The organism is Massilia sp. GER05 (genome assembly GCF_052056005.1).
GTDB classification, from domain to species: domain Bacteria; phylum Pseudomonadota; class Gammaproteobacteria; order Burkholderiales; family Burkholderiaceae_D; genus Telluria; species Telluria orientalis.
The window spans coordinates 2,594,019-2,618,584 of record NZ_CP178858.1; the positions used below are offsets into that span (position 1 = coordinate 2,594,019).

A 24,566-nucleotide genomic window follows, 5' to 3' on the forward strand; every position below is an offset into this window, starting at 1 on the left:
TACCAGTTAGACAGCATCTGGTTCGGGTTCGCCGCCCGCCGCACCCGCGAGCAGCGCACGTGCATACACGTCGAAATCGTCCAGCCCCCGCTTGATGATGGTCACCAGCGCGGGCAGCGGCGCGGCCTGGTGGTCCCATTCGGCGCGGCAGAATTCGCCCGTGCGCTTGAGGTCCTCGGCCAGTGCCGGCTCGATCCAGCCGTTGTCGGCCAGCAGGGTGATGACTTCGCGCTCGTCGTGCGCCGGGCCCAGGCCGCGGTCGGCCAGCACGTAATCGCCCATCTCGACGGCCGCTTCCCAGGCGCGGATCACGTTCAGGGTCGCCGCGTCCTGGCGCGTGATGTCGCCGACGAAGGTGGTCGGGTCCTTTTCGTATTCGTCGCGGGCACGCTTGCAGCAGCGCTCGATGGTGCCCGTCTTGCTGACCAGCAGGTCGTGATCCATGTTGTTCCCTCGCTGCGGGACGTGGAGGGTCCCGTTCCAGCTAATACGTTACAACAAGAACAACACAGCCGCCGCACAAGTGGGCGCAAGCGCGCCCAGCAGCAGGCCCACGGCCCCGATCGACTCGTCGTTGAAGCCGCGCCGCAGCAGGGCGACGCCGGCCGGATTCGGCGCATTGGCGATGACGGTCAGGCCGCCGCCCGCCACCGCGCCCGCCACCAGCATGTATTGCGCGCGCTCGGACAGCCCGGCGATCAGCGAGCCGAGGTAGGTCAGCGCGGCGTTGTCCGTGATCGCGGTTAGGCCCAGCGCCCCGAAGAACAGGGCAGTGGGTTGGAGTTTCGCGACGATGGGCTGCAGCCACCATTGCTGCATCCCGCCCAGCACGACGAGGCCGGCGAGGAAGAAGCCGACCAGCAGGCCTTCCTTCAGGATCAGCGGGTCCTGGTAGCGCGGGTAGGCCTGGGTGATGCCGAGGAATAGTAAAAAAATGCCGGTGAACAGCACGGGATGGTGGGCCAGCAGCACGATGGCCGTCAGCACGCCCAGGTGGGTGAGCGTGACAAGAACCGGCATGCGCACGGGCGCCTCGCCCTCGATCGAGATGTCGAACGGGCGCAGGTGCGGGCGCAGCAGATACGTCACGACGCTGGCATTGGCCACGACGGCGATGACGGCGCGCCAGCCGAAGTGCGCCAGCATGTGGACGCTGTCCCAGCCCCACGCGCCGGCCACCATCAGCACGGGCGGCGCGGCATACGACGTCAGCGTGCCGCCGATCGACACGTTGACGAACAGGACGCCCAGCGCCCCGTACTTCAGCCATTCCGGCATCCCGGGGCGGAACACGGACGGCGCCAGCATCAGGGCGGCGATCGTCATCGCGGCGGGTTCCGTGATCAGGGAGCCGACCAGCGGCACGAGCGCGAGGCCGAGCCACGTCTGCGCGACTTCCGTGCGCAGCGGCAGCAGCCGCGCGAGCAGGCGCACGAGCGCGCGCGCCGCCTCCAGCACGGGTCGCGACGCGGCCACCACCATCACGACGAACACGAACAGCGGCTCCGTGTAATGGCGCGATTCGGCGTAGTCGATGGCGGCGGCGCTGCCGTCGACGAAGGCCAGCGCGAGCATCAGCACGAAGGCCCAGAAGCCGAAGACGACCTCCACCTCGCCCAGCAGGTGGAACAGCCCGGCGTGGCGCGGATGGCGGTGCGCCAGGCCCTCGAAGAGGCGGGTGGCGAACGTGTGCAGCAGGGCGAGCACGAACAGGATCAGGGCGATCTTGTGCATGGTCGTGGTCATTGATGAGATCCTTATAAATAACTACGTCGTCCCCGCGAAGGCGGGGACCCAAGTTCTGCATGCATCGCGTCGGCGCGTGCAAATTGGGCCCCTGCCTTCGCAGGGGCGACGGTTAATGCAGGCGACTTGGGTAACTTCCCAATTTCACCCGCAGTACGCGCGGCACCGTGGTGAAATTTAACCCGTAATCGGTCTGATCGCCGTTCCATACGTGATGCAGCACCCAGTTGCCCGCGTCGTCGTAGCGGCCTTCCTCCACGCGCGCGAGCATGGCGCGCTTGCCGCTGCCCTCCGGCGCCGTGAAATCGATGCGCGCCATGCGGCCCGTGACGAGGTATTCGTCCGGGCCCAGCGCCGCGACCAGCACGCCGCCTTCGGGCCCCAGCGGATTCGCGGGCCGCGGCTTCATCCACGTCCAGTCCGACGCGCCGAACGTGCCCTTGTCGTAGTGGACGCGCGCCTTCCAGTTGCCGAGGTCCAGGTCGACGGGCTTGCGGTCGTCCGGTTCGCCCGCGCCCCAGACCTGGCCTTCGAACGCCAGCCGCGCCCAGATGCGCAGGATGGGCGCGACGAGGCGGTAGTTGCTGGCGAACGGTTCCAGCATGTCCCACGCGCTTTTTGGAATCGCGGCCGGGTCGTTGGCCTCCTTCGTGAAATCGACGCCGAACGGCGAGAAGCCGATGCCGCGCCGGCCCATCACGTCGAACAGGTAGCGCGCGTAGGCGAAGGTGTGGCCCGTCTCGGGGACGAACAGCGGATTGTCCGGGCGGTCGTACAGTTTCAGCACGGCGTGATATTTCGGGGTTTCCGGAAAATAGATGTCCGGGCCGATCACGTCGATGTGCGGCGCGCCGGCCTTCCACACGTCGATCACGTTGTCGGTGGGGCCGCCGGCCGAGTACGACGTCGGCTCCTGCTGCTTGAACGGATCGCGCAGCGCCACGTTGACGTACATCGGCAGGTCCAGTTCCGCCTTGCCGGCGGCGGCCACGGCGTCGGCGAAGCGCGCGATGTACCAGGCGTGGAACGCTTCGTCGGCTTCCTTGCCGAAGACCTCCGTCCACGTGCCGCCCGTGCGGCCGCGCGCCGTCAGCAGCGGCGCGGGCACCGGGCCCGCGAACAGCTTGTTCGCTTCCGGCGAGTGGTCGCGCGCGCTGCCGTAGGTGCCCGTCTCGTTCTCGATCTGGACCATGATCACTGTGCGCTGCGGGTCCTTCGCGCGGATATGGCGCATCAGCGCGACGAAGGCGTTGCGGTCGGCGTCCAGCGTGGCCGGGAAGATCGGCGACAGCGAATCGCGCAGCTCTCCTTTCGCATCGACGACGCGCGGATAGCGGGCGTTGTCCAGCTTGATCCACGCCGGCGTATAGCTCGGCCCATTGTTCTTCCACGCGCCGAACCACAGCAGCACGAGGCGCACGTCGTGGGTGCGCGCCTGCGCGAGCAGCAGGTCGAGGTAGCCGAAGTCGAAGGTGCCCGGTGCGGTCTCGATCTGTTCCCACGCGATGGGCACTTCCAGCGTATTGGCGCCCAGCTTGTCGATGGCCGGCCAGACGAGCGGCATCTGCGCGGGCCAGGCACTGGAATTGTTCACCTGCGCGCCCAGCATGAAGAACGGCTTGCCGTCCACCAGCAGCGCATGGCGCCCGTCCTTGTGCACGATCCGCGGCAACGGCGCGTCGAGGACGATGTCGCGGCCCTGGGCCGACCAGGCCAGGGCGGACAGCAGCAAGCCGGCCAGCGTCTTTTTCATTCGGTCTCCTGTCGTGGTGATTTTGAACATTGTCCCACGACAGGGGCCGTCTCAGCGCAGATGCGCGCGCAATCCGGTGACGCCGGGCGCGACGTCGTCCGCCAGCACGTGCCGGTCCGGGTAGTCGCCGCCGTTCTGCGGCCGGTAGGGAATCGGCGCATCCGTGAACAGGGTGCGCATGCGCGCCGCCAGGCCGGCCTGCGCGCGTTCGACACCCTCGGCATCGATGCGGCCGGTGCCGTACACGGCATACGTGGGCAGCACGTCCATGCCGGGGAAGAACAGCGTGCCGTGCGTGATCGGGAACAGCAGTTCGTCGAGCTGGCCGTTGATGCCGCGCGGGCCGTAGTCCTCGGCCGGTCCACCCATCGTCACGGACAGCAGCGCGCGCTTGCCCGCGAGGCCGCCTTCGCCGTAGCGGTAGCGGTTGCCGGCACCCTGGTAGCCGTAGGCGAGGCCGTATGCCCACACGCGCTCGATCCAGCCCTTCATGATGGCCGGCATGCCGAACCACCACAGCGGGAACTGGAAGACGACGGCATCCGCCGCCATCAGTTTGGCCTGCTCGGCGCGCACGTCGTCCGGCTGCGTGCCGGTGCTGAACGCGTGGCCGGATTCGTCCACGAACGACAGGCGCTCGCGATCCTGCCGGTCGGGGAAATCGTGTTCGTCGTAGACGGCTTTCCAGCCGATGGCGTACAGGTCGGACTGGATCACTTCATGGCCCTGGGCGCGCAGTCCGGCGCGCGCGGCCTGGACCATCTGCGCGGTGAGGGAATGCGGGTCGGGGTGGGCGTGTACCAGTAAAACAGTCTTCATCGTCGTGCTCCGTGAATGTGATGAAGGCCATTCTGGCGCCGATCGTCACGGCCGGGAATGCCAGCCGGCTTTTGGGGTAGTATCCAAAAAATGGATATCAAGCGCATCGATTTCAACCTGCTCGTGACCCTGGACGCGCTGCTGGCCGAGCGCAGCGTGAGCCGCGCCGCGCAGCGCCTGAACCTGAGCCAGCCCGCGCTGAGCGCCCAGCTGGCGCGCCTGCGCGAGATGCTGGGCGACCCGTTGTTCGTGCCGAGCCACCGCGGCATGACGCCCACGCCGCTGGCCCTGGGCCTGCAGGCGCCGCTGGCGGCGGCCCTCGCGCAGCTGCGCGACGTGGTGACGTCGGCCCGCGCCTTCGACCCCGCGCGCGACGAGTTCACGCTCCACGTGGCGTGTTCGGACTACGTGCAAGCGGCGCTGCTGCTCGACTTCACGCTCGCGCTGCGCCGCGCGGCGCCGGGCCTGCGTATCGCCCTGCGTCCGGCCGATTCCGCGCGCCTGGAAGCGCAGATGGAAAAGGGCGACGTCGACCTCGCGGTGCTGACGCCGGAAGGCATCGCGGAGTCTCTCCGTTCGCGTCCGCTGTTCGAGGAGCGCTACGTCTTCATCGCGCGGCGCGGCCACCCGGCGCTGCGCCGGCCGCTGGATACGGCGCGGTTCTGCGAACTGGAACACGTGATGGTCTCGCCGCGCGGCGGCAGCTTTACCACGCCGGTCGACGAGGTGCTCGATGCGCAGGGCCTGCGGCGCCGCGTCGTCGTGTCGGCGTCGACGTTCCACTCGGTGCCGGACCTGGTCGAACGTTCCGACCTCGTCGCCCTCGTGCCGGCCCGCATGGTGGAAGGGCGTCCCAATCGCCTGCGCGTGCTGGAACCGCCGCTGCCGGTTCCCGGCTTCGCCATCCGCATGGCCTGGCATAACCGCAACCACGGCGACGCAGCGCAGCGCTGGGTGCGGGAGCAGCTGGTGGCGTTTGCGCGCGAGGCGCCGCGTTTCGGACATCCAAAATAAAAAAACGGATTCACATTACATGAATCCGTTTTCTTTTATTGCGGTTGAAACGCCCACGCTATCTGCGTGGTGCATTTCGGCAATTAATCAGGCCGATTAAATAGCGCGGATATTTCCGGCTTTTTCGCCCTTGGGGCCGGTCGAGCGCACGAACGAGACGCGCTGGTTTTCGGCAAGGCTCTTGAAACCTTCCGATTGAATGTCCTGGAAATGGGCGAACAGGTCGCCGCCGCCTGCGTCAGGCGTAATGAAGCCGAAGCCTTTGGAATCGTTGAACCATTTCACGGTGCCGGTTTGAGTCGTCATTTTGTTTCAATCCTTAAAGATGCTATGGGCAAGACGCCCGGAATGCAGTACGACCAAGAGAGTAAGGAGGAAATCAAACAGGACCGCCGGGAGGCGAACGGGAGAGAAAGACCAACAATAACAACGACTTGATGTAGTGCCAGAAGAAAGATACAGGACTTTCCCGAATTCACCTAATTATTTCGGATTTATTTTCGATAGGCAGGTTTTGTCGAATTATCCATTGGGTGGGGAATAACGCTGTTATTATCATTTACCCCTTCGATGCGAATGTCGCGGAATCGGGTAATACAAGGTTATTTATGACAACGAGGCAATATAGGCTTGCCGATTTCATACGCGACAATATGGAAGCGATCCTGCAGGAATGGGAGAATTTTGCGCGCACGATCGAACCGCCGGCCTTGACGATGGATGACGAAGAGCTACGCGATCACGCGCGCCTGATGCTGCTCACCTTCGCGGACGATCTCGGCTGCCACCAGTCCGACCAGGAGCGTATCGCCAAATCCAGGGGGCAGGGCAAGCACGACGGCCAGGAAACGGCCGCCGAAGCGCATGCCCAGGCCCGCCTGTTGTCCGGCTATACCGTCGTGCAACTGGTGTCCGAGTACCGCGCCCTGCGCTCGAGCGTGCTGGCGTTGTGGCGGGACGCGGCGCCCGGGAGTCGCGCCACGGACATGGATGACATGGTGCGCTTCAACGAGGCGGTCGACCAGGCCCTGGCCGAGTCGGTGGCGCGGTATGAGCAACTGGTCAAGCAATCGCAGAACATGTTCCTCGCGATCCTTGGCCACGATCTGCGCAATCCGCTGGGCACGCTGGTCAGCGGGGCGAGTTTCGTCATGCAGGCAACCGATATCCCGCCGAAGTACATCCTCGTGGCGACACGGATGTTCAGCAGCGCCAAACGCATGAGCAAGCTGGTCAACGACCTGATCGACTTCACCCGCACCCATCTGGGGCCGGGCATGCCGATCCGCGTCCGGCAGGGCAGCATGGTGTCGGTGTGCCGGCAGGTGGTCGATGAATTGCGCACCTTCCATCCGGAGCGGTGGATCGAACTGGACGTGCCGCCGCTGCTGGATGCCGTGTTCGACGACGGCCGCATCGCACAGATGCTGTCCAACCTCATCGGCAATGCCATCCAGTACGGCGACAAGAATGCCCCGATCCGGGTCGGCCTGACCGCCACCGACGACGATATCATCCTTGCCATCAATAACCTGGGCCCGCCGATCCCGCCCGACAAGGTGTCGACCGTGTTCGAGCCCCTCGTCCGCGTCGCCGCCCGCATCGGCAGCGACCAGGCCGAGCACACCAGCCTCGGTATCGGCCTGTTCATCGCGCGCGAAATCGTGCACGCCCATGGCGGGCAGATCCATGTTGCGTCGAATGCGGAGGATGGCACGACCTTCACGGTGACGCTGCCGCGGCGCGCGCAGGATCGGCGCTTGGCCGACGGCCCGTCCAGCAACGCCTGAGCGGCATTTGCATAATTGCTGTATCGTGTGTCCACGCGTCCCGGATTGTTGTCCTCCTTGCCATGCCCTTCGGGGCGGTCCTGTCTAGCTCTCTTCCGTCATCAAGCTTTGCTGCCGTTGCACGACCCGCGATGGGACGGGCGACTTCTCCGTGCCGCGTATCACCAAGACAACCATAAGGCTGAAATAGAACTGCGATGAATGAAGAATCCTACGATATGGATGATGCAGTGGCGGCCATCGAAGCACTCCATGACGCGCTGGCGTCCGATCTGGAAGAGCTGGAAACCCGTATCCGCGCACTGGGGCATTCCGTTCTCCTCGTGCCGGAACCCGGCAACCCGGAAGTGTCCGAATTTTTCGAAGCGCGCGCATCCCTGCACAGCGGCCTGGCCAGTATTGCCGAGGTATTGGCATGGATCCAGTTGAAAACCGAAGAAGATCCCGAAGGTGAAGTCGCCACCGCGCTCCAGCCTCTGCCGAAGCTGCGCGGCTGCGTGATCCATTAATTTGACTGGAGAAAACAATGAGTAAAAGCCAGGACGCGAAAAAGTCCACGAAGAAGGAACCGGCCAAGACCGCAAAGGAAAAGAAGGCGGACAAGAAAGTCAAGAAGGAAGAGAAAAAGCGCCAGCAATGACGCTGTCGCCGCGCCGTCCGGCCTGACGGACGCGCTCAGCCCAGGCTCTCGCTCAGCCCAGGCTCTCGATATACCGCCCGTCCACCTGCGCGCAATACTCCGCGCAGGCCGCGCGCACGGCGGACGCCGCCGCATGCACCGCCACCGGCGCGTTCGTGCGCCGGCTCATCGACACGATGATCGGCGGCGGCACGGGCTGCAGCGGCACCTCCACGAATTCGCCGTTCTCGAGATGGCTACTGACGAACAGCCAGGGAATCGCGGCCACGCCGAAGCCGTTGCGGATCAGCTGGATGATGGCGGCCACGGACGGCGAACAGGTGATGCGCGTCTGTTCCAGCGGCACCGCGCTCAGATTGGCGAGCCGGGTGACGATGTCTTCCAGCATCCGGTGCGGCTGCGTGCCGCGCCCGAACGTCAGGATCGGGAATTGCAGCAGGCGTTGCGCCAGGCCTTCGCGCTGCGGCGCCAGCAGGCCCGCGCGCGCGATCCAGCGCACGGGATAGACGGCCAGCGGCTCGGACGTGATCTCGCTGCTGTTCACGCCTTCGATGCCGACCACCAGGTCGAGCTCTCCCGCCAGTAAACGTTTTTCCAGCGTCGTGCTCATGTCCACGACGAGATCGATTTCCAGCTCCGGGAAACTGGCGTTCAGCTGGCGTACGGAATGCGCGAGCCAGCTGTGCACCACCGTCTCGATCACCCCCAGCCGCAGCCGGCCCCGCACCGCGCTTTCCGTGCGCGCCGCTTCGCGCAGGCGCCGCGTCGCGTCCACGACGGCCTTCGCGTGGTTCAGCAGGTAGTCCGCGTTCGGCGTCAGCCGGAATTCGCGCGTGCTGCGGTCGATGAGTTCCGTCTGCAGTTCTTCTTCCAGTGCTTTGATCCGCAGCGAGATCGCCGCCGGCGTCGCATGCATGGCGCGGGCCGTCGCGCGGACGCTGCGCAGCTGGGCAAGGGTGATCAGGGTTTCGAGGAAACGTGTATTCATAGCGTCAAGAATACTTTATGCATGAGGGGAACGGATCAAAAGCGCGTTTAGGAAAACTTAACACATGCGGTAAAAATAAGTGGTTTGGCGGAAACGGACGATGCATCTATGCTTGTTTCCATGTCATTACCACGCGAGAAATCCATGAAACCGATCCAGTTCCGTCGCCTGGTCCGCGCGGGCGAATTCCGCAAGCCGACCGCCGGCGTCTGCGGCGGCTATGCCCAGGCCAATCTCGTCATCCTGCCGGACGCGCATGCCCATGATTTCCTGCGCTTCGCCCAGCGCAATCCGAAAGCCTGTCCGCTGCTCGCGGTCGGCGAGCCGGGCGCGTGGAACGTGCCGGCGCTCGGCGCGGATCTCGACCTGCGCACCGATGTCCCGGGCTATTACGTGTACCGCGACGGCGAGCTGGCGGAAGCGCCGGTGTCGCTGGAAGGCCTGTGGCGCGACGACCTGGTCGCGTTCGCGATCGGCTGTTCGTTCTCGTTCGAGGAAATGCTGCTGGCCGCCGGCATCCCGCTGCGCCACATCGAACAGGACCGGAACATCGCCATGTACCGCACGAACATCCCGAACGCGGCGGCGGGGCCGTTCGGCGGGAACATGGTCGTGTCCATGCGCCCGTTGAAGGCGCAGGACGCGATCCGCGCAATCCAGATCACGAGCCGCTATCCCGCGATCCACGGCGCGCCCGTGCACCTGGGCGACCCGCGCCTGATCGGCATCGCCGACCTGGCGCGGCCCGACTACGGCGACGCGGTCGAGGTCATGGCGGACGAGATTCCCGTGTTCTGGGCCTGCGGCGTCACGCCGCAGGAGGCGATCCGGGCGGCGCGCCTGCCGTTCGTGATCACCCATCGCCCGGGCTACATGCTGGTGACCGACATACCCAACGCTTCGCTGGCGACGCTGTAAAAAACAAACCCACAAACGGAGACGACATGAACACACAAGAACTCGCGCAGGAGCGCGCGGAGGATACGAGCCATTTCGGCTGGCTGCGCCAGCTCACGAAAACGGAGCGCCGCACCTTCATCGGCTGCAAGGTCGGCTACGCGCTGGACGCGATGGACACGCAATTCCTCAGCTTCGTCATTCCCACCCTGATCGCGACGTGGGGCCTGTCGAAAGGCGACGCCGGCCTGATCGGCACCGTCACGCTGCTCACGTCGTCGCTCGGCGGCTGGCTGGCCGGCATCCTGTCGGACCGCATCGGCCGCGTGAAGACGCTGCAGCTGACGATCCTGTGGTTCGCGCTGTTCACGGTGCTGAGCGGCTTTGCCCAGACCTTCGACCAGCTGCTCGTGACGCGCGGCCTGATGGGCTTCGGCATGGGCGGCGAATGGACGGCCGGCGCGATCCTGATGGGTGAGGTCATCCGTGCGAAGGACCGCGGCAAGGCGGTCGGCATGGTGCAGGCCGGATGGGCCCTCGGCTGGGGCGTCTCGGCGCTGCTGTACGCGCTGATGTTCTCGCTGCTGCCCCCCGAACTGGCGTGGCGCTCGCTGTTCCTGCTGGGGATCCTTCCTGCCATCTTCGTCATCTACATCCGCCGCTTCGTGGAAGAGCCGGACGTGTTCCTGGCCGAGCAGCGCCGCAGCGAGCACGCGGAGCAGGCGAAGTTCACCGAGATCTTCTCGCCGCAGATGCTGTCGACGACCGTGCGCGCCGTGCTGCTGACGACGGGCGCGCAGGGCGGCTACTACGCGATCACGACCTGGCTGCCCACGTTCCTGAAGACGGAACGCCACCTGACGGTGCTGGGCACCGGCGGCTACCTGGCGATGGTCATCGCCGGCTCGTACGTCGGCTACATCGTCAGCGCCTACCTGACGGACCGCCTGGGCCGCAAGCGCAACTTCATCCTGTTCGCGATCGGCTCGCTGGCGATCGCGCTGGCCTACACCCGGCTCCCGGTCACCGATAACGTGATGCTGGTGCTCGGCTTCCCGCTCGGCTTCCTCGTCTCCGGCGTCTTCAGCGGCATGGGCGCGTTCCTGACCGAGCTGTTCCCGACCCGCATGCGCGGTTCGGGCCAGGGTTTCTGCTACAGCATGGGGCGCGCGATCGGTTCGCTGTTCCCGTTCGCGATCGGCGCGGTCGGCCAGACGGTCCCGCTGGGCCACGCCATCGGCCTGTTCGCGGCCAGCGCCTACGGCATCATGGTCCTGGCCGCGCTGACCCTGCCCGAGACTCGCGGCAAGCGCCTCGAATCCTGATCCTTCCTGAATCCACGTACGACGATATCGCGCCCCGCGCGCCGGGGCGGCGCTTTGCCTGCGCACGCCCCGATATTTTGAAGAGGTAAGACCATGCATCATCAAGAGACGCATCAAGACAACACGCCGCGTTCGCGCTGGCAGTTCTGGATCGACCGCGGAGGCACGTTCACCGACATCGTCGCCCGCAAGCCGGACGGCGCGCTGGTGACGGCCAAGCTGCTGTCCGAAAATCCCGAGCAGTACCGCGACGCCGCCGTCGCCGGCATCCGCCGCCTGCTCGGCATCGCGCCCGACGCGCCGATCACGCCCGACCTCGTGGAAGCCGTCAAGATGGGCACGACGGTGGCGACGAACGCCCTGCTGGAGCGCAAGGGCGAGCGCACCGCGCTGCTGATCACCAAAGGGTTCAGGGACGCGCTGCGTATCGCCTACCAGAACCGTCCGCGCCTGTTCGACCGCCATCCCGTGCTGCCGCAGCTGCTGTACGAACGCGTCGTCGAAGTCGACGAGCGCGTGGGCGCGCACGGCGACGTGATCGTGCCGCTCGATACGGCTGCCGTCCGTATGCAACTGGCCGCTTTGCATGCCGCCGGCTTCCGCTCCGTCGCGATCGTGCTGATGCACGGCTACCGCTATCCCGATCACGAGCGCACGATTGCCGCCATCGCGGCGGAAACCGGCTTCACGCAGGTGTCCGTCTCGCACCAGGTCAGTCCGATGATGAAGCTCGTCTCGCGCGGCGACACGACGGTCGTCGATGCGTACCTGTCGCCGATCCTGCGCCGCTACGTGGACCAGGTCGCGGCCGAGATGGAAGGCGTGCGCCTGCTCTTCATGCAGAGCAATGGCGGCCTGACGGGCGCGCACCGCTTCCAGGGCAAGGACTCGATCCTGTCCGGCCCCGCCGGCGGCATCGTCGGCATGGTCGGCACGGCGCGCAAGGCCGGCTTCGGCAAGCTGATCGGCTTCGACATGGGCGGCACGTCCACCGACGTGTCGCACTACGCGGGCGAACTGGAGCGCGAATTCGAGACGCAGGTGGCCGGCGTGCGGATGCGCGCGCCGATGATGAGCATCCACACGGTGGCGGCGGGCGGCGGCTCGGTGCTGCACTTCGACGGCAGCCGCCTGCGCGTCGGCCCGGACAGCGCGGGTGCGAATCCCGGCCCGGCCAGCTACCGCCGCGGCGGTCCGCTCACGGTCACCGACTGCAACGTCATGCTCGGCAAGATCCAGCCCGCGCACTTCCCGGCGGTGTTCGGCCCGCACGCGGACGAGCCGCTGGACGCGGCCATCGTGCGCGAAAAATTCTCGGAGATCGCCGCGCGCATCGAACGCGAGACGGGCCAGCGCCGCACGCCGGAAGAGGTGGCCGAAGGCTTCCTGGAGATTGCGGTCGGCAGCATGGCCAACGCCATCAAGTTCATCTCGGTGCAGCGCGGCCACGACGTGACGGAATACACGCTGGCCACGTTCGGCGGCGCCGGCGGCCAGCACGCGTGCCTGGTGGCCGACGCCCTCGGCATGACCCGCATCTTCGCCCACCCGTTCGCCGGCGTGCTGTCCGCGTACGGCATGGGCCTCGCGAGCCAGACGGCGATGCGCGAGCGGACGATGGAAACGGCGCTGTCCGACGACACGACCGGCGCGGTGCGCGCCGCGCTCGATGCGCTGGCGCGGGAAGCGACCGATGAACTGCTGGCGCAGGGCATCGCGCTTGATGCCGTGCGCGTCGTCAAACGGGCGCACCTGCGCTACGAAGGCACGGATTCCGTCATCATCGTGCAGCACGACAGCGTGGCCTCGATGCAGGTGCAGTTCGAGGAAGCGTACGGCAAGCGTTATTCGTTCCTCATGCCTGACAAGGCGATCGTCATCGAGGCGATCTCGGTGGAAGCGATCGGCGCCACGGACGCCGGCAGCGCGCACGCCGCCGATCCCGCGCCGCGCACCGCGCCGCTGGCACCGCACGAGACGGTGGCCGTGTATTCGGGCGGCGAGTGGCACGACAGCGCGCTGTACCTGCGCGCGCAGACGCGGCCTGGCGATCGCATCGCGGGCCCCGCGATCATCGTCGAGGCGAACGGCACCAACGTGGTCGAACCGGGCTGGATCGCGGAAGTCACGGCGGACGACAACCTCGTGCTTCAGCGCGTGGCGCCGCGCGCGCGCCGCAAGGCCATCGGCACCGAGGCCGATCCGGTCATGCTCGAAGTCTTCAACAACCTGTTCATGAGCATCGCCGAGCAGATGGGCCTGCGCCTGCAGAACACGGCGGTGTCGGTGAACATCAAGGAGCGCCTGGACTTCTCGTGCGCGCTGTTCGACGCCGAGGGCAACCTGATCGCCAACGCGCCGCACATTCCCGTCCACCTGGGTTCCATGGGCGCGAGCATCCGCACCGTGATCGAAGCGAACCGCGGCCGCATGCGCGCGGGCGACGTCTACATGCTCAACGACCCGTACCACGGCGGCACGCACCTGCCGGACATCACCGTGATCACGCCCGTGTTCGACCGGGCAGGGAAGGACATCCTGTTCTACGTGGCGTCGCGCGGCCACCATGCGGACGTGGGCGGCATCGCGCCCGGGTCGATGCCGGCGAACAGCCGCAGGGTCGAGGAAGAGGGCGTCCTGATCGACAACTTCCAGCTGGTGCGCGAAGGCCGCTTCCTGGAACGCGAGACGATGGCGCTGCTGCGGTCGGGCGACTACCCGTGCCGTAACGTGGCGCAGAACATCGCCGACCTGCAGGCGCAGGTGGCCGCGAACCAGAAGGGCGTCGAGGAACTGCTGAAGATGGTCGACCAGTTCGGGCTCGACGTCGTGCAGGCCTACATGCGGCACGTGCAGGACAATGCCGAGGAAGCCGTGCGCCGCGTCGTCGGCGCGCTTACGGACGGCAGCTACACGTACCGCCTGGACAACGGCGCCGAGATCAAGGTGGCGATCCGCGTGGACCACGCCGCGCGCACGGCCGACATCGACTTCACCGGCACGTCGCCCCAGCTCGACAACAATTTCAACGCCCCGAGCTCGATCTGCATGGCGGCCGTTCTGTACGTGTTCCGCACGCTCGTCGACAACGACATCCCGCTCAACGCGGGCTGCCTGAAGCCGCTGAACGTGATCATCCCGGCAGGGTCGATGCTCAATCCGCGCTATCCGGCGGCCGTCGTCTCGGGTAACGTGGAGACGTCGAGCTGCATCACGAACGCCCTGTACGGCGCGCTCGGCGTGCAGGCGTCGTCACCCGGCACGATGAACAATTTCACGTTCGGGAATGCGGACTACCAGTACTATGAAACCATCGCGGGCGGCTCGGGCGCGGGCGAGGGTTTCAATGGCACCGACGTCGTCCAGACCAACATGACGAACTCGCGCCTGACGGATCCGGAGGTGCTCGAATGGCGCTATCCGGTGCGCCTGGACAGCTACGAGATTGCGCACGACTCCGGTGGCTGCGGACGCTGGCATGGCGGCAATGGCGGCGTGCGCAGGATCCGCTTCCTCGCGCCGATGACGGCCTCGATCCTGTCGAACAACCGCATCGTCCCGCCGTTCGGCATGGCGGGCGGAGAGCCCGGCAAGTGCGGCCGCAACTACGTCGTGCGCGCCGGCGGCAGGGTCGAGGAACTCGGCTTCGTGGCGACGACGGAGGTGCAGCCGGGCGACGTGTTCGTCGTCGAGACGCCAGGCGGCGGCGGGTATGCGCCGGCCGCGAACTACGAATAACCACAACGAGAAAGGGACAACGATGAAAACAATCCTGTGTGCCGGCGCGCTGGGCGCGCTCTGCATGAATGCCGTCGCCGCCGATGGCGCGTCGGTCAGCGTGTATGGCCTGGTCGACGTCGCGCTCGTCCGGGAAACGGGCGGCAGCGGCGGCGACGTCACCAAGCTCACGAGCGGCGTGGGCGCCGGCTCGCGGCTCGGCTTCAAGGGCCGCGAAGAACTGGGGAACGGCATCGCCGCCATCTTTTTGCTGGAGAGCGGCTTCCAGGCCGACACCGGCGCGCTGGGGCAGGGCGGGCTGCTGTTCGGGCGCCAGGCATATGCGGGGCTGCAGGGCGGCTTCGGCACGTTGACGGCGGGCCGCCAGTACACGCCGCAATACCTGACGGTGGTGATGGCCGATCCGTTCGCATCCGGCTACGCGGGCGATTCGAAGAACCTGATGGCCCCGACCGGCAACTCGGCCAGCCGCATGGACAACTCGCTGAAATACGTATCGCCCGCCATCGGCGGCGTGAGCGCGGAACTGGTGTATGGCGCCGGCGAGGTGACGGGAGACAGTGCAGCCGGCCGGCAGTTCGGCGGTGCGCTCGACTACACCAGCGGCCCGCTGCGCGTGCGGCTCGGCTACCACAACCGCAACAACGACACCGCGGCAATCAAAAATGCGGGCAGCGCGAAGAACACGGTGCTGGCCGCGGTCTACGACTTCGGCGTCGTGAAGGCGCACGTCGCGTACGGCGTCGACAAGGGCCTGAACAGTTCCCTGCTGCGCAACACGGCGAACCCGTACGGCCGGCCCGTCACGCCGGTCGCATCGAGCGACAGCCGCGACGTGCTGCTCGGCGCGACGATCCCGTCCGGCCCGCACACGTGGATGGTGTCGTGGATCCACAAGGACGACCGCGGCGCGCTCGACCAGGATGCGAGCCAGTATGCGCTGGGCTACCGCTATGCGCTGTCGCGCCGGACCGAGCTGTACACCTCGATCTCGCACATCGTGAACCGGCATGGCGCCAGCTATACGGTGGGCAGCGCCATCGAAGGGGGATCGGGGAACGGGGCGGTCGATGTGGGGATACGGCATGCGTTTTGATTGCGTAGGCATTCAAGACGATTAAGCTTGCCAAAACCCGATGGAAATGCATGCTGTATGACCATGCAGCATGTATTTCCATCATACCGGATGCACCATGTCTCCTTCTCCCTTGCTTACGCCCGAAGTCGTCCTGCGAAACTACTTTCATGCCAAGGATGAAAATCGCCCCTGTTTGCTGGACCGCGTTTTCACATCCGATGCATCGCTCCACATCGACAATAGTTGCAGCAACATCACGTTCCCGACAGTCACGCAAGGGCGCGGCGCCATCGCCGATACGCTGGTCACGCAGTTCAACAAGACCTACGAGAACATCTACTCTTTCTATCTGGCGCGCCCACCGGAAGCTGCCGATGCTTTCTGCTGCGCGTGGCTCGTCGGAATGACAGAGAAGGACACGAAGAACACCCGCGTCGGATGCGGCGCCTACGACTGGACGTTCAGTTCCGGATCGCCGCGTTTGGCCAGCGCGCTCGTGATTTCCATCCATGCCATGGTGGTGCTTCCGCCGAGCACGGCCAGTCTGGTATTTCCGTGGCTCCAGCGCGCGGGCTACCCTTGGACTTCGGCCGCGCAGGCTTGCGAATTCGCGCCGCCGCTGCCTGAGCTGGATCCCGTTGTTCAGCATCTCGAGCGCCACGCCATCGGCACCTGAGTCTTCCATCGAGAGGACGCGCTCCGTCCTCATCATCCGATTCTTTAATCAGGCATGCTCACTATAAAACTTTTTCTCGTACCAGCGTTTCTTGCGTTTATTACCTTTGCCGGAAAACGGTGGGGAGCCAACGTTGCGGGATGGCTCGCTGGGCTGCCTGTTGTTACTGGGCCAATCCTGTTTATTTTGGCTCTTGAGAATGATGCGAGCTTCGCTGCGGTCGCTGCAACCGCTTCGTTATCGGCGGTATTCGCATCTGTGTCGTTCAGTATTACCTATGCTCATGCATGCATACGATTCCGTTGCTTGCCCTCCTTGTTTTGCGGGCTGTTTGCATGGTCGGTGGCTGCTTTGATTTTGTCGTTTATTCCATCGTCAATATTATCTGCATTGGTGATCGCGCTTTCCACATTGGTTGCCGCGTCCCGCGCCTTTCCAAAGATATCCCGACAAGTCAGTTCGAATTCCATTCGTGCTTCTGAAATAATTTTTCGCATGATTGCCGGCGCAATTTTGACTGTGCTTGTCACCACGTTTTCTTCCTCACTTGGTGCGTCATGGAGTGGCCTGCTCGCAGTTTTTCCAATCCTGGCAATTGTTTTGGCGGCGTTTTCACATAAAACGCAGGGCGCTGCATTTGCAGTCTCTTTGCTCCGTGGCATGGTAACCGGGCTTTATTCGTTTGTGGCGTTCTGCTTGACTCTGTCTGTTGCCCTAGTGCATGCCAGTCTTGCGCTCTCTTTCATATCTTCAATAGCGGCGGCGATTATCGTACAAGTGGCCACCAAAAACGTCATGAAATCCAAAGGCAGTTATGAACTTCATTCAAAATCAGACTGCGAGCCGCCAGTCCACTCATGACAACCTGTTCTCGCCATGATGGCGAGAGTACATCACCTCGAGAGTGCGCGTCGCTTGGCGCCCAAGGTGAAGGCATGTGTGATGCGAGGGCGCCGAGGTGGCAACTTTGACAGGCGACGATTCCCTGCGTCAAATAGTTATCGTCCAGACAGAACCAAGTCTCAGCATTGTTCACAACCTGACATTCAAGAAGATTAACCTTGCCAAAACCTGATGAGAATAGTACTGTATGTTTATACAGTATTTCTTCGCATCATACATGAATTGCTCAGGTTCAATATCTGCAGCGCCGGAATCCTTGCATCCGTCGCTCTGGCTTGCCTCGCAGCTGGCGCGTAGCGACACGCGCTGCATCGATACCGGCCATCCCACGCTGTCCGCCCAGTTGCCGGGCGGCGGTTGGCCGACGGGCACGCTCGTCGACCTGCTGCTGCAACAGCCCGGCATCGGCGAGATGCGCCTGCTGCGTCCCGCGCTGGCGGCGGTGGCGCAGCGGAGCATCGTGCTGCTGCAGCCGCCGCATCCGCCCCAGGCGCTGGCCATGGCCGCGCTCGGGGTGCCGCCCTCGCAACTGATCTGGCTGCGCGCGACCCGCACTGCGGACGCGTTGTGGGCCGCGGAACAGGTCTTGCGCAGCGGCAGTTGCGGGGCGCTGCTGTTTTGGCAGAACAATATCCGCGCCGAAAACCTGCGCCGCCTGCACCTGGCCGCGCAGGCGGGGGAAACCCTGTTCTTCATGATGCGTCCGCTGGCGGCCGGGCAAGACGCCTCGCCGGCGCCGCTGCGCCTGTCCCTGCGGCCGCAGGCGGGCGGCATCGAGATCGGTTTCGTCAAACGCCGCGGGCCGCAGCGTGACGCGACGCTGTTCCTTCCCTTGACCTCTTACCTGCCCAATCGCCATGCGCCTGTGGATCGCACTGCACCTGCCCCGGTTGCCGCTGGAAGTGTTCGCACCGAGCTGGTCCACTGACACGGGCAGCGTCGTTCTCGAGCAGGAGCGCGTGCTAGTGGCCTCGCCATACGCGCAGGACGCCGGCGTGCGCACCGGTATGCGCCGCGGCGGCGTGCTGATGCTGCTGCCGGACGCGCGCATCCACGAGCGCGCGCCGGCGCTGGAGGCGGACGCGCGCCAGGCGGTGGCGCTGGCCCTGCTGCAGTACACGCCGCAGGTCGCGGAAGGGGAGGAATCGACCCTGCTGATGGACGTGGGCGCGAGCCTGCGCCTGTTCGGCGGCATCCGCGCGCTGTGCCGGCGCGTGCGCGCCAACGTGCGCGCGCTGGGCTTCACGGCCTCGCTCGCGTGCGCGCCCACCGCGCGCGGCGCGTGGCTGCTGGCGCGCGCGAATGCAGGCCGCGCCGTGCGCATGGAAGCGCTGCTGCGCCGGCTCGACCGGCTGGCGGTACTCCTGATGCCGCCGGCGCGGCCGTACGCCGCGTGGTTCGACGGCATCGGCTGCCACACGCTGGGCGACCTGCGCCGCCTGCCGCGCCCCGGCCTGCAGCGGCGCTGCGGCCGCGAGCTGCTCGACCTGCTCGACGCCGCCTACGGCCTCGTGCCGGAACTGTACGAGTGGATATCTCCGCCGGAAACCTTCCGCGCGCGCCTGGAGCTGTACGACCGCATCGACGACGCCGACCTGCTGCTGGCGGGCGCGCAATGCCTGCTGCTGCAGCTGACGGGGTGGCTGTGTGCGCGCCAGCTGGCGGTGGAGCGCATCACCCTGCAGCTGGAGCACGAGCGGGGCCGGGTCGCGCGCCCGCCGACCGGCGTCGAGGTCGTGCTGGCCGAGCCGACGTGGCGCGACGAGCACCTCGTGCGCCTGCTGAAGGAACGCCTGGGCCGGCTGACGCTGGAGGCGCCCGTGATCGGCCTCGCGCTGGAAGCGCTGCAGGTGCGGCCGATGGCGCCGCCGAACGCGTCGCTGTTCCCCGAGCCGGGCGGCAGCGAGGAAGACCGCATGCGCATGCTGGAACTGCTGGCCGCGCGCCTGGGCCCGGAAAACGTCCTGCAACCGCTGCCGCTGGCCGACTACCGCCCGGAACAGGCCAACGTCTGGGTGCCGGTGCAGCAAAAAGTCAGCGCCAAGGCCCGCAACGCGCAACTGCCGCCCGACGTCCTGAGCCTGCCGCGTCCCACATGGCTGCTGGCGCGGCCGATCGCGCTGCTGATGCGCGATCACCGGCCGTTCTATGGCTCACCGCTGCGGATGGCGTCGAATCCGGAGCGTATCGAGGCCGGCTGGTGGGATGGGCCGGAGACGCGCGACTACTTCATCGCCGAGGGACTCGATCACACGTTGTACTGGGTGTATCGGGAGCGGATCGGCATGGGGGAGGATGGGCCGAAGTGGTTCTTGCACGGGTTGTTCGGGTGAAGACGAACGTGATGCTAACGGTCGGACGCCTGCTGGTCTTGCAGAAGAATCATGGCGTCGAGCCGGCGGCGCATCTTCCACAATTCCATCGTCGTCGCAAACGAAGAACTCACGCCCACGATCAGCAGTATGACGACCCATGCCGGCGCTTCGAACTTGTCGATGCTCTGCAGATACACGCCCACACCAACAAGCAGCGCCGTGACAAGACATGTCGGAATGATCGAGTCCGGCCGATTCAGCACGGCCCTGGCGTCCGCTTTGCGTTTTTCCTTTGCCAGAATTGACTGGGCGATGTCGTCTTGGATCGGGGAAGGCATATTGTCGAATCGGGGTTGAGGTTATTTACAAGGCCGCTTGCTGCTGTCCAGCATCGCATCCATTTGCGCCTGCGTCAGTACCTGGGGCATCGGCTCGTCGACAGGATTGCCGTCCGCATCGAAGCGCAGCGGTGGGCGCGGCGGTTCGTTGGGGCAGGCCGGCACGGCGCGCGGCAGCGACGCCGCCAGTGCGAACAACCGGTCGCGCAACGGGACGCGCACGACGTTGGCATCGACCCACAGCTGGTAGCCGCGCCGGCCTTCGAACCAGGACAGCACCGAGACCGCCTTGCCTGACGAGGTTTCCAGGATGACGAGCCTGGCCGGCAGGCCATTGATGCGTTCCGGCTCGTCTTTCGGATCGCGCCAGCTGCGGCTGCCGTCGGCGGACATGTCGTGTTCGAACAGCGTGACCTGGTGCCCGTCCGGCATGCGGAAGCCGCGGTACAGGCGCGAGGGGATGTCGTTGACATATTCGGCCCGGCCGCCCAGGCTCTCGAACTGCGCGAACGGCGTGTGCGTCAGGTCGACCGGCGGGAACGCCAGCTTGCGGGTGGCCCTCGCGAGCGACTGGAACCCGATGTCGTAACGATCGAGATCGATCGCGCACACGCGCTCGACACCATCTTTCTGCATGCCGGTCTCGTGCCCGGACCGTTCGACGCTGCACTGGTAGTCCCGTACGCCGGTACGGACGATCGAGCCGGAGGCGATGGCCACGGCGACGCCGGCACCAAGCAGCATCCAGCGCTTCGCCTGCGAGGGCGGCGTTGCGGGCGCGGGTTTCCACAACCGCCGTCCGCCCCAGCGGCACAGCCAGGCCAGCCCGAGGACCGGCAGCGCCATCGTGGCGGTCACGCGCAGCACGTCGAGCAACGGCGCGTGCAGCCAGGCGACGCAGAACAGGACATATATGCCGCCCGCCAGCAGGACCAGGGCGTTGACGACGTGTCCGGCCGACCAGAACAGCAGACAGGCGACGCTTTTCGTACCCTCGACAATGGCGAACCGCACGGCAACCTCCCTCAATGGAACGCAGCATGCGCCCGGGCTCGCCAGGCCGGGCGGCTGACGCGTTTTGCGCGGCGCCTTGGCGATTTCAAACTTCTCTTTCCGGCGCCCATTACACGAAAATACATTTGCGGGTTTCCGGTGTGCGCGCCAAAAAGAGCGCATAGTAAGCCACTTGCACGCGATCTTCAGCGATCGTCATCCTTCGAGGCAGCCATGCTGCTCCGCCATCGAACGCCACGCGCCTCGGCGCATCCCTCCGGCGTCCCATCGCATTCCCGTTACTTACTTTTTAAATAAAGGTACTCCATGTATCCATTCCCGCAATCCGTCAATCCCGCCCTCCGCTCGCACATCGACGCCCAAGTCGCATTCTTCAACGAACTGTCCCAGGTCATGTCGCGTGCCTTCCAGCAGGCCGGCCAACTGAATATGCAGTTGAACCAGACGCTGTTCGAGGAAGTCGCCAATGCCGGCCAGCGCCTGTTGACGATCGATCGCCCGGCCGACGCGATGTCGGTCGCGGCAGCGCATGCCCAGCCCGCTACCGACAAGCTGCGCGCTTACCACCACCATCTTTCGCAGCTGGCCGCGTCGACCCAGGTCGACCTGACGCGCGTCGCCGAGCAGCACGTGCAGGAGACGTCACGTACCGCCCGTGTGCTGGCCGACGACGTCACCCGCACCGCCGCCGAAGAAACGGACAAGAGCCTGCGCCAGCAGGAGGAAACCATCAAGAGCTTCCGCGATCCGTTCGAAGGCAACGGCACACGCGGCAACAAGGCCGGCGCACAATACCAGGGCAACCTGCAAAGCGGCGGTGACGAAGCCAGTGCCCGCGTCGAGGCCGAAGGTCCGGCCGGCAAAGTCAGCGCCCAGGGCAATATGCAAGGCAACCAGGCCCGCCAACCCGCGAACAAGACCCCCGGCCAGACACGTTGATACGCTTCCCGGGCCCGTGCGGCGGCGGCCATCGGGTCCCGCCGCTGCGGTACCGGCATCGATGCATGGTTGTCCTTTTCGCCGTCTTCCCTTGGAACACGGCGTTTTTTATTTCACAGGCGGGGTCCAGCGCCGGGCGACGATGTGGAAGCTTACCGCGAGCTCGTCCTGCACCGCCAGCAGCCCGGCGCCCACGGCGAATGGCGTGATGCCGAAATCGGTCTGCTTCAGGCGCGCCGTGCCGCTCGCCGTCACCTGCGCCGCATCGACGTGCACCGCGGCCGGCAGTTCCAGCCGGCGCGTCGTGCCGTGCAGCGTGATGGCGACGCGCAGCCGGCCATCCGCCGGCAGCTCGGCATGCAGCGTCACGACCGGATAGCGCTCGGCGTCGAGCACCGGGCCGAGCATGTTCTTGCGCGTGCCTTCGACCGCTTCCGGCGACGGCGACGTGCCGATGCCCGCGCCGCGCAGCAGTTGCGGTTCGTCGACGGTCAACTGGTCGAGGCGGAACGAGACGTCGGCACGGCCCATGCCGGGCGCGGCATAGCCGGTCAAGGTGTGGCTGGCCACGACGTGGTCATGCCCGAGCCGCGCCATCAGGCCGCCGCGGCGTACCGTGACGGCCACCAGCGAGGCGTCCGGGTCGATTGCGTAGACGGCAGTGCCGGACGCCGCAGCCGTGCGGTACGCATCCAGGCCTGTTGCCAAGGCGGGCACCAGCGGTGCCTGCGGCGCCAGCGGCTGCCCGCAGGCGGTCAGCAGCACCAGCAACGGCAGGAGGCGCCCCGGTACGTTCATGCCCGCTGTCGCAGCGCCCGCTCGATCTTCTGGTCGGTCTTGAACTGGCTGAGCGCATACACGGCCCAGATGGTGGCCGGCAGCCAGCCGATCAGCGTGATCTGCAGGATCAGGCAGATGATGCCGGCGATCGGGCGGCCGATGGTGAAAAAGGTCAGCCAGGGCAGGACCAGGGCGATGATGAGGCGCATGTTGTTCTCCTTCAGGTAAGCCACCAGCATAGCGCCTTCGCGGCCCCGAAAGTTCACGCATTTCCACCCGCGGAACGCGATTTCAAGCAAAGATTGCCGGCTTGTTCCACAATGCGGATTGCAACGAACACGGAACCATCATGCTCACCGAACGTATCGACTTTCCCGGCCCCCACGGCAAGCTCTCCGCCAAGCTGGACGCCCCCACCGGCACGCCGCGCGCGTACGGCATCTTTGCCCACTGCTTCACCTGCAGCAAGGACGTACTGGCCGCCACCTTCATCTCGCGCGGCCTGGCGAGCCTGGGCGTGGCCGTGCTGCGCTTCGACTTCGCCGGCCTCGGGGCCAGCCACGGCGATTTTGCCGACACCAATTTTTCGTCCAACGTCGAGGACCTCGTCGCGGCCGCCGACTATATGCGCGCGAAGTTCGCGGCGCCGCAGCTCCTGATCGGCCACAGCCTGGGCGGCGCGGCCGTGCTGGCGGCGGCCCAGCGCGTGCCGGAAGCGAAGGCCATCGTGACGATCGCCGCGCCCAGCGATCCGCACTACGTCGTGAACACGCTGCTGGGCGAGCACCTCGACACGATCGCGCAGCTGGGCGAGGCGCGGGTAAAACTGGCCGGGCGCGATTTCAATATCCGCCAGCACTTCGTCGAGGACGCCGGCCGGCACCGGCTGCACGAGAAGATCGCCACCCTCGGCCGCGCGCTGCTCGTGATGCACGCGCCGCAGGACGACACCGTCAGCATGGACAACGCCACCCGCATCTTCGAACTGGCGCAGCATCCGAAGAGTTTCATCTCGCTCGACGGCATGGACCACCTGATCACGCGGCGCGAGGATGCCGCCTACGTGGCCGGCGTCATCTCGGCATGGAGCGCGCGCTATCTCGACGGGAGCGGCGCATGATCGGGTTCGAACGGCGGCGCGACCGCTTCGACTTCTTCGACCGCATGGAGAGCCCCGCGGTCAACCTGTGCTTCACGCTGGACGTGCCCGATTTCCGGCCGTGGTGCAAGGCGCAGGGCCTCGCACCTTTCCACGTGATGCTGTGCGCCTTGCTGCGCGCGGTGCTGAAGGTGGAGAACTTCCGCTACCGTATCGTGGACGGTAAGGTCATCCGCATCGACCGCCTCGTGCCGTCGTTCACCGTGATGAACCAGCACGGCGACCTGAATTTCGCGCAGTTCGACTGGTCCGACGACGTGCGCGAATTCGTCGCGCGCGGCCAGGCGGCGCGGGAAGAGGCGTCGAGCATGACGGCGCTGAACGTCAAATATCGCACGATGTCGCCGCGCGACGCGAAGGACCAGGTGTTCGTCACCTGCATGCCGTGGCTCGATTTCACCTCGATCCAGCATCCGATGGCGTCCATCGCCGCGCCGGACATTCCGTCGTTCGCGTGGGGCCGTTTCCGCGACGGGCCGGACGGCCTGCAGCTGCCGTTCTCCGTGCAGGCGCATCACGGCTTCGTCGACGGCTGGCACATCCATCTGCTGGGGCGCCAGGTGGCCGACGAGCTGGCGGCGATCATCCGCTGAACGCGATGCCGTCGTTCCCGCGAAGGCGGGAACCCAAGTTTTGCATGCGTTGGCACGACGC

General features: G+C 65.9%; 24 protein-coding genes. 14 read left to right on the forward strand and 10 right to left on the reverse strand.

Annotation, left to right across the window (positions count from 1 at the left end; genetic code table 11):
* Window positions 1-6: 6 nt before the first annotated feature.
* The 4 genes from hepT to ACL58G_RS11660 all read right to left on the reverse strand — a co-directional run bounded on the left by hepT (window position 7) and on the right by ACL58G_RS11660 (window position 4,318).
* Window positions 7-444, reverse strand: coding sequence for a type VII toxin-antitoxin system HepT family RNase toxin (gene hepT / locus ACL58G_RS11645; protein ID WP_440967001.1), 438 nt, complete (start codon window positions 442-444; stop codon window positions 7-9).
* A 48-nt stretch (window positions 445-492) separates the two neighbouring features.
* A complete protein-coding gene (locus ACL58G_RS11650; RefSeq protein WP_440967003.1) occupies window positions 493-1,746 on the reverse strand; it encodes a putative Na+/H+ antiporter in 1,254 nt (417 codons plus the stop codon).
* A gap of 112 nt (window positions 1,747-1,858) precedes the next feature.
* The gene (locus tag ACL58G_RS11655; protein ID WP_440967005.1) at window positions 1,859-3,499 is read right to left on the reverse strand and encodes a DUF5597 domain-containing protein; all 1,641 of its coding nucleotides are present in this window, start codon (window positions 3,497-3,499) and stop codon (window positions 1,859-1,861) included.
* A gap of 51 nt (window positions 3,500-3,550) precedes the next feature.
* A complete protein-coding gene (locus tag ACL58G_RS11660; protein ID WP_440967006.1) occupies window positions 3,551-4,318 on the reverse strand; it encodes an NAD(P)H-dependent oxidoreductase in 768 nt (255 codons plus the stop codon).
* Window positions 4,319-4,408: 90 nt separating this feature from the next.
* On the opposite strand from ACL58G_RS11660, the gene ACL58G_RS11665 reads away from it, so the two are divergent.
* Entirely contained in the window at window positions 4,409-5,332 is a 924-nt protein-coding gene (locus tag ACL58G_RS11665) for a LysR family transcriptional regulator (RefSeq protein ID WP_440967008.1), read from the forward strand.
* Between the two features lie 96 nt (window positions 5,333-5,428).
* On the opposite strand, the gene ACL58G_RS11670 is transcribed toward ACL58G_RS11665, so the two are convergent.
* Entirely contained in the window at window positions 5,429-5,638 is a 210-nt protein-coding gene (locus ACL58G_RS11670; RefSeq protein ID WP_056136492.1) for a cold-shock protein, read from the reverse strand.
* A 347-nt stretch (window positions 5,639-5,985) separates the two neighbouring features.
* On the opposite strand from ACL58G_RS11670, the gene ACL58G_RS11675 reads away from it, so the two are divergent.
* Both ACL58G_RS11675 and ACL58G_RS11680 read left to right on the forward strand, forming a co-directional pair.
* The gene (locus tag ACL58G_RS11675) at window positions 5,986-7,122 is read left to right on the forward strand and encodes a sensor histidine kinase (RefSeq protein ID WP_440967010.1); all 1,137 of its coding nucleotides are present in this window, start codon (window positions 5,986-5,988) and stop codon (window positions 7,120-7,122) included.
* Between the two features lie 197 nt (window positions 7,123-7,319).
* Window positions 7,320-7,631, forward strand: coding sequence for a hypothetical protein (locus tag ACL58G_RS11680; RefSeq protein WP_413383522.1), 312 nt, complete (start codon window positions 7,320-7,322; stop codon window positions 7,629-7,631).
* A gap of 183 nt (window positions 7,632-7,814) precedes the next feature.
* Here ACL58G_RS11680 and ACL58G_RS11685 read toward each other — a convergent pair whose 3' ends face one another.
* Entirely contained in the window at window positions 7,815-8,750 is a 936-nt protein-coding gene (locus tag ACL58G_RS11685; RefSeq protein WP_413383524.1) for a LysR family transcriptional regulator, read from the reverse strand.
* 144 nt (window positions 8,751-8,894) lie between these two features.
* On the opposite strand from ACL58G_RS11685, the gene ACL58G_RS11690 reads away from it, so the two are divergent.
* The 8 genes from ACL58G_RS11690 to ACL58G_RS11725 all read left to right on the forward strand — a co-directional run bounded on the left by ACL58G_RS11690 (window position 8,895) and on the right by ACL58G_RS11725 (window position 19,700).
* Complete coding sequence (locus ACL58G_RS11690; protein WP_413383526.1) at window positions 8,895-9,668, forward strand: putative hydro-lyase; 774 nt, start codon at window positions 8,895-8,897, stop codon at window positions 9,666-9,668.
* A gap of 26 nt (window positions 9,669-9,694) precedes the next feature.
* Window positions 9,695-10,972, forward strand: coding sequence for an MFS transporter (locus ACL58G_RS11695; RefSeq protein ID WP_413383528.1), 1,278 nt, complete (start codon window positions 9,695-9,697; stop codon window positions 10,970-10,972).
* A gap of 93 nt (window positions 10,973-11,065) precedes the next feature.
* Entirely contained in the window at window positions 11,066-14,710 is a 3,645-nt protein-coding gene (locus ACL58G_RS11700; protein ID WP_413383530.1) for a hydantoinase B/oxoprolinase family protein, read from the forward strand.
* A 22-nt stretch (window positions 14,711-14,732) separates the two neighbouring features.
* Window positions 14,733-15,806 (forward strand): porin, encoded by a 1,074-nt coding sequence (locus ACL58G_RS11705; protein WP_413340493.1) that lies wholly within the window; start codon window positions 14,733-14,735, stop codon window positions 15,804-15,806.
* Window positions 15,807-15,903: 97 nt separating this feature from the next.
* Window positions 15,904-16,464: a hypothetical protein gene (locus ACL58G_RS11710; protein ID WP_440967014.1), complete on the forward strand. Its 561-nt coding sequence runs from the start codon at window positions 15,904-15,906 to the stop codon at window positions 16,462-16,464.
* A 54-nt stretch (window positions 16,465-16,518) separates the two neighbouring features.
* Window positions 16,519-17,325 carry a hypothetical protein gene (locus tag ACL58G_RS11715; RefSeq protein WP_440967016.1) on the forward strand — a complete coding sequence of 269 codons (807 nt, stop codon included), beginning with the start codon at window positions 16,519-16,521 and terminating at the stop codon, window positions 17,323-17,325.
* A 259-nt stretch (window positions 17,326-17,584) separates the two neighbouring features.
* The gene (imuA, locus tag ACL58G_RS11720; RefSeq protein WP_440967018.1) at window positions 17,585-18,295 is read left to right on the forward strand and encodes a translesion DNA synthesis-associated protein ImuA; all 711 of its coding nucleotides are present in this window, start codon (window positions 17,585-17,587) and stop codon (window positions 18,293-18,295) included.
* Entirely contained in the window at window positions 18,225-19,700 is a 1,476-nt protein-coding gene (locus ACL58G_RS11725; protein ID WP_440967019.1) for a Y-family DNA polymerase, read from the forward strand. The genes imuA and ACL58G_RS11725 overlap by 71 nt, the downstream gene beginning before the upstream one ends.
* Window positions 19,701-19,714: 14 nt before the next feature.
* Here ACL58G_RS11725 and ACL58G_RS11730 read toward each other — a convergent pair whose 3' ends face one another.
* Both ACL58G_RS11730 and ACL58G_RS11735 read right to left on the reverse strand, forming a co-directional pair.
* On the reverse strand, window positions 19,715-20,020 hold the full coding sequence (locus ACL58G_RS11730) for a hypothetical protein (RefSeq protein WP_440967021.1): 306 nt from the start codon (window positions 20,018-20,020) through the stop codon (window positions 19,715-19,717).
* Window positions 20,021-20,041: 21 nt separating this feature from the next.
* Window positions 20,042-21,034: a hypothetical protein gene (locus ACL58G_RS11735; RefSeq protein ID WP_440967022.1), complete on the reverse strand. Its 993-nt coding sequence runs from the start codon at window positions 21,032-21,034 to the stop codon at window positions 20,042-20,044.
* Between the two features lie 306 nt (window positions 21,035-21,340).
* On the opposite strand from ACL58G_RS11735, the gene ACL58G_RS11740 reads away from it, so the two are divergent.
* Window positions 21,341-21,973 carry a phasin family protein gene (locus ACL58G_RS11740; RefSeq protein ID WP_440967024.1) on the forward strand — a complete coding sequence of 211 codons (633 nt, stop codon included), beginning with the start codon at window positions 21,341-21,343 and terminating at the stop codon, window positions 21,971-21,973.
* Window positions 21,974-22,081: 108 nt separating this feature from the next.
* On the opposite strand, the gene ACL58G_RS11745 is transcribed toward ACL58G_RS11740, so the two are convergent.
* Both ACL58G_RS11745 and ACL58G_RS11750 read right to left on the reverse strand, forming a co-directional pair.
* Window positions 22,082-22,771 carry a YceI family protein gene (locus tag ACL58G_RS11745; RefSeq protein ID WP_440967026.1) on the reverse strand — a complete coding sequence of 230 codons (690 nt, stop codon included), beginning with the start codon at window positions 22,769-22,771 and terminating at the stop codon, window positions 22,082-22,084.
* On the reverse strand, window positions 22,768-22,962 hold the full coding sequence (locus ACL58G_RS11750) for a YqaE/Pmp3 family membrane protein (RefSeq protein ID WP_056136544.1): 195 nt from the start codon (window positions 22,960-22,962) through the stop codon (window positions 22,768-22,770). Before ACL58G_RS11750 ends, ACL58G_RS11745 begins: the two co-directional genes overlap by 4 nt.
* Before the next feature lie 140 nt (window positions 22,963-23,102).
* Here ACL58G_RS11750 and ACL58G_RS11755 point away from each other — a divergent pair, with 140 nt between their 5' ends.
* Window positions 23,103-23,873: an alpha/beta hydrolase family protein gene (locus ACL58G_RS11755; RefSeq protein ID WP_440967028.1), complete on the forward strand. Its 771-nt coding sequence runs from the start codon at window positions 23,103-23,105 to the stop codon at window positions 23,871-23,873.
* Window positions 23,870-24,505: a CatA-like O-acetyltransferase gene (locus ACL58G_RS11760; RefSeq protein ID WP_413383549.1), complete on the forward strand. Its 636-nt coding sequence runs from the start codon at window positions 23,870-23,872 to the stop codon at window positions 24,503-24,505. The genes ACL58G_RS11755 and ACL58G_RS11760 overlap by 4 nt, the downstream gene beginning before the upstream one ends.
* The last annotated feature ends 61 nt before the right edge of the window (window positions 24,506-24,566 follow it).

Bases quoted from the DNA above. Each gene is read 5' to 3' on its own strand.
- ACL58G_RS11655 (WP_440967005.1), bottom strand. From the start codon at position 3,499: ATGAAAAAGACGCTGGCCGGCTTGCTGCTGTCCGCCCTGGCCTGGTCG.
- ACL58G_RS11660 (WP_440967006.1), bottom strand. From the start codon at position 4,318: ATGAAGACTGTTTTACTGGTACACGCCCACCCCGACCCGCATTCCCTC.
- ACL58G_RS11675 (WP_440967010.1), top strand. From the start codon at position 5,986: ATGGAAGCGATCCTGCAGGAATGGGAGAATTTTGCGCGCACGATCGAA.
- hepT (WP_440967001.1), bottom strand. From the start codon at position 444: ATGGATCACGACCTGCTGGTCAGCAAGACGGGCACCATCGAGCGCTGC.
- ACL58G_RS11745 (WP_440967026.1), bottom strand. From the start codon at position 22,771: ATGAACGTACCGGGGCGCCTCCTGCCGTTGCTGGTGCTGCTGACCGCC.
- ACL58G_RS11740 (WP_440967024.1), top strand. From the start codon at position 21,341: ATGTATCCATTCCCGCAATCCGTCAATCCCGCCCTCCGCTCGCACATC.
- ACL58G_RS11670 (WP_056136492.1), bottom strand. From the start codon at position 5,638: ATGACGACTCAAACCGGCACCGTGAAATGGTTCAACGATTCCAAAGGC.
- ACL58G_RS11700 (WP_413383530.1), top strand. From the start codon at position 11,066: ATGCATCATCAAGAGACGCATCAAGACAACACGCCGCGTTCGCGCTGG.
- ACL58G_RS11755 (WP_440967028.1), top strand. From the start codon at position 23,103: ATGCTCACCGAACGTATCGACTTTCCCGGCCCCCACGGCAAGCTCTCC.
- ACL58G_RS11665 (WP_440967008.1), top strand. From the start codon at position 4,409: ATGGATATCAAGCGCATCGATTTCAACCTGCTCGTGACCCTGGACGCG.
- ACL58G_RS11715 (WP_440967016.1), top strand. From the start codon at position 16,519: ATGCTCACTATAAAACTTTTTCTCGTACCAGCGTTTCTTGCGTTTATT.
- ACL58G_RS11690 (WP_413383526.1), top strand. From the start codon at position 8,895: ATGAAACCGATCCAGTTCCGTCGCCTGGTCCGCGCGGGCGAATTCCGC.
- imuA (WP_440967018.1), top strand. From the start codon at position 17,585: ATGAATTGCTCAGGTTCAATATCTGCAGCGCCGGAATCCTTGCATCCG.
- ACL58G_RS11725 (WP_440967019.1), top strand. From the start codon at position 18,225: ATGCGCCTGTGGATCGCACTGCACCTGCCCCGGTTGCCGCTGGAAGTG.
- ACL58G_RS11730 (WP_440967021.1), bottom strand. From the start codon at position 20,020: ATGCCTTCCCCGATCCAAGACGACATCGCCCAGTCAATTCTGGCAAAG.
- ACL58G_RS11650 (WP_440967003.1), bottom strand. From the start codon at position 1,746: ATGACCACGACCATGCACAAGATCGCCCTGATCCTGTTCGTGCTCGCC.
- ACL58G_RS11685 (WP_413383524.1), bottom strand. From the start codon at position 8,750: ATGAATACACGTTTCCTCGAAACCCTGATCACCCTTGCCCAGCTGCGC.
- ACL58G_RS11705 (WP_413340493.1), top strand. From the start codon at position 14,733: ATGAAAACAATCCTGTGTGCCGGCGCGCTGGGCGCGCTCTGCATGAAT.
- ACL58G_RS11710 (WP_440967014.1), top strand. From the start codon at position 15,904: ATGTCTCCTTCTCCCTTGCTTACGCCCGAAGTCGTCCTGCGAAACTAC.
- ACL58G_RS11750 (WP_056136544.1), bottom strand. From the start codon at position 22,962: ATGCGCCTCATCATCGCCCTGGTCCTGCCCTGGCTGACCTTTTTCACC.
- ACL58G_RS11760 (WP_413383549.1), top strand. From the start codon at position 23,870: ATGATCGGGTTCGAACGGCGGCGCGACCGCTTCGACTTCTTCGACCGC.
- ACL58G_RS11695 (WP_413383528.1), top strand. From the start codon at position 9,695: ATGAACACACAAGAACTCGCGCAGGAGCGCGCGGAGGATACGAGCCAT.
- ACL58G_RS11680 (WP_413383522.1), top strand. From the start codon at position 7,320: ATGAATGAAGAATCCTACGATATGGATGATGCAGTGGCGGCCATCGAA.